At 49.7% G+C, this 1,032-nt stretch carries 1 protein-coding gene; it reads left to right on the forward strand.

Annotated elements, in window-relative coordinates; translation table 11 throughout:
• Nucleotides 1-29 precede the first annotated feature (29 nt).
• Nucleotides 30-1,032: ATP-dependent helicase (locus NZ772_19395; GenBank protein ID MCS6815722.1), on the forward strand; the 1,003-nt coding region annotated here is incomplete at its 3' end.

A 1,032-nucleotide genomic window follows, 5' to 3' on the forward strand; every position in this document is an offset into this window, starting at 1 on the left:
CCCATGGGCAGCTACCCACTAATAGTGCTATGGATAAGTTAAGTACAGCACTGGCGACTTGGGTAGCACCACTGCAACCCTATCTAACCGGACAGCCTACCTATCGGCCCTGCTTAACCTTACACGCTCCTGATCGCGAGGATGGGGACTGGTGGCTGGCGTATGGACTGCAATCAGCTAGTAACCCAACTCTGGTGATTCCAGCAGCAGTGATTTGGAGTAATCCAGTAGAACAATTGGTGTATCAAGGGCACACGATCACCCATCCCCAGGAAACATTACTAGCTGGTTTAGGATTAGCGTCTCGACTGTATGCTCCCTTGGAAGCCAGTTTGAATACCTCTAATCCTCATGGTTGTTCCCTGTCGCCTATTCAAGCCTATGAATTTCTGAAGGTAGCAGCATGGCGTTTACAAGATAGTGGCGTAGGTGTAGTTGTGCCTCCTAGCTTGGCGAGACTAGATAGCTTGGCGAATCGGTTAGGGGTATGTGTAAAAGCAGGTGATAACACCCTGCCCAAAGGACAACGGATTGGTCTGAACAGCCTCTTGAATGTGGAATTGGTGCTGACGATCGGTAACCAAACGCTCACAGCAGAAGATCTCAAACGCCTTACCTCTTTGGGCACCCCCCTAGTAGTGATTAATGGGGAATGGGTAGAGTTGCGGCCCAGCGATGTAAGAGCCGCTGAGAGCTTCTTGGCAGCAAAGAAATTCCAGACAACGCTGTCATTGCAAGACATTCTCAGACTCAGTGCTGGAGACTCTCAAGTCATTGAAAAATTGCCCGTAGTTAGTTTTGAAGCAGGGCCGTTGCAAGAGCTAATCAATACGCTGACCGGAAAAAATGAGGCTATTAAGGCCATAGAACCACCTAACAGTTTCCGAGGTACACTGCGCCCTTACCAAGCACGGGGAGTTGGCTGGCTGGCGTTTCTAGAGCGTTGGGGTTTAGGAGCCTGTCTTGCAGATGATATGGGTCTAGGCAAAACAATTCAGGCGATCGCATTTTTGCTGCACTTACAGGAAACTG

The organism is Cyanobacteriota bacterium (assembly GCA_025054735.1).
Taxonomy (GTDB): Bacteria; Cyanobacteriota; Cyanobacteriia; order SKYG9; family SKYG9; genus SKYG9.